General features: G+C 71.9%; 2 protein-coding genes. Both read right to left on the bottom strand.

Going from position 1 to position 1,970, the window contains the following annotated elements; all coding sequences use genetic code 11:
- On the bottom strand, positions 1 to 619 hold a 619-nt coding region (locus H5J29_RS30675), incomplete at its 3' end, for a DnaJ domain-containing protein (RefSeq protein ID WP_181784438.1).
- Positions 620 to 663: 44 nt separating this feature from the next.
- The gene (gene hrcA / locus H5J29_RS30680; protein WP_181784437.1) at positions 664 to 1,683 is read right to left on the bottom strand and encodes a heat-inducible transcriptional repressor HrcA; all 1,020 of its coding nucleotides are present in this window, start codon (positions 1,681 to 1,683) and stop codon (positions 664 to 666) included.
- Positions 1,684 to 1,970: the final 287 nt, after the last annotated feature.

Below are 1,970 nucleotides of genomic sequence, written 5' to 3' on the forward strand. Positions count from 1 at the left end.
CGCACACCCGGCACGGGTCCGGGATGACCTCGCCGAGGCCGCGGCAGGTGGGGCAGGGCCGGGAGGTGACGACCTGGCCGAGGAACGACCGCTGCACGCTCTGCACCTCGCCGCGCCCGCCACAGGTCTCGCAGGCGTGCGGGGAGGTGCCGGGGGCGCAGCCGTCCCCGCCGCACTCCGTGCACAGCACCGCGGTGTCCACGGTGAGCTCGCGCTGCACGCCGGTGGCGCACTCCTCCAGCGTGAGCTGCATGCGGATCAGCGCGTCCGCACCCGGCTGGACGCGGCTGCGCGGACCCCGCCCGCGCCCGCCCGCGGACCCGCCGAAGAACGCGTCCATGATGTCGCCGAACCCGAAGGCGCTGAACGGGTCCCCCGCTCCGCCACCCCCGCCGCGGCCGTTGTCCAGCGGGTCGCCGCCCAGGTCGACGATCCGCCGCTTCTCCGGATCGGTGAGCACCTCGTACGCCGTGCTGATCTCGGCGAAGCGCTCCTGCGCCGCCGGATCGGGATTGACGTCCGGGTGCAGCTCCCGGGCGAGCCGGCGGTAGGCCCGCTTCAGTTCGGCGGCATCGGCGCCCTGTTCGACGCCGAGAATGCCGTAGTAGTCGCGTGCCACCCTCGAGTTCCCCATGAATCCTTCTGCTCGGAATGAAACGGGTCCTAGCGTCCCGCCAGGATCTCACCCACGTATCGGGCGACGGCATGCACCGCCGCCATGGTGCCCGGATAGTCCATCCGGGTCGGCCCGACGATGCCCATCCCGCCCACCACGGTGCCCGGCCCGTAGCCGATCGACACCACCGACGCGGTGTGCAGGTCCGCCGACTCGTTCTCCTCGCCGATCCGCACCGTGACCAGGCCCGGCTCGCGCGCGGCCGCCAGCAGCTTGAGCACGACGACCTGCTCCTCCAACGCCTCCAGCACCTGCCGCAGCGAGCCGGGGAAGTCCGCGGTGTTGCGGGTGAGGTTCGCCGTGCCGCCCAGGACCAGGCGCTCCTCGGGATGCTCGACGAGCGTCTCGATCAGCACCGTGGACAGCGTGAGCACGACGTCCTTCAGCTCCGACGGCGCGGTCTGCGGCAGGTCCGCCACCCGGGCCGAGGCCTCGGCCAGCCGCTGCCCGACGAGCGCAGTGTTGATCATGCTCCGCAGGCGTGCCGTGTCCTCCTCGGTCACCACCTGGCCGAGGTCCACCATCCGCTGGTCCACCCGGCCGGAGTCGGTGATCAGCACCAGCATCAGCCGCGCGGGCGTGAGCTGGACGACCTCGAGGTGCCGGACCGTGGACCGGGTCAGCGTGGGGTACTGGACGACGGCGACCTGGCGGGTCAGCTGCGCGAGCAGCCGGACCGAGCGGCGCAGCACGTCGTCCAGGTCCACGGCGCCGTCGAGGAAGCTCTGCACGGCCTTGCGCTCGGCCCCGGACAGCGGCTTGACCTGCGCCAACCGGTCCACGAAGAGCCGGTAGCCCTTGTCGGTGGGGATCCGGCCTGCGCTGGTGTGGGGCTGGGCGATGAGCCCATCCTCCTCCAGCGCCGCCATGTCGTTGCGCACCGTGGCGCTGGAGACGCCGAGATTGTGCCGGTCGACGATCGCCTTGGAGCCCACCGGCTCCTGCGTGGAGACGTAGTCGGCGACGATCGCCTGGAGGACCGCGAAGCGACGTTCGTCCGAGTTCATCGCACTCCTCCCCGGGTGTCGTCGACCGTATGTCTGAGTCTAGGCGTTCGGTACGGGTCCCCGCCTGTGACTCTTGCGCCAGGTCGACTCAACCCTTCATCGTGGCGCGGTGCTCTTGCGGCAGGACACCCTCGCCGGCCTCGCCGCGGGCACGGTCACCTGTGCCTTCCGCCGCTGGGAGCGGCCACGGGTCAAGGCCGGGACGCGCCTGCGCACCCAGATCGGGGTGGTCGCAGTGGCCGCGGTCGCCGATGATCGACGTGCTGCGCTTCTGGCTGGACCTCGGC

It is taken from the genome of Pseudonocardia pini, assembly GCF_013870575.1.
Classification (GTDB): domain Bacteria; phylum Actinomycetota; class Actinomycetes; order Mycobacteriales; family Pseudonocardiaceae; genus Pseudonocardia; species Pseudonocardia pini.

What these genes read in the sequence shown, in the direction of transcription:
- hrcA (WP_181784437.1), bottom strand. Translation starts at nt 1,683, where the DNA reads ATGAACTCGGACGAACGTCGCTTCGCGGTCCTCCAGGCGATCGTCGCC.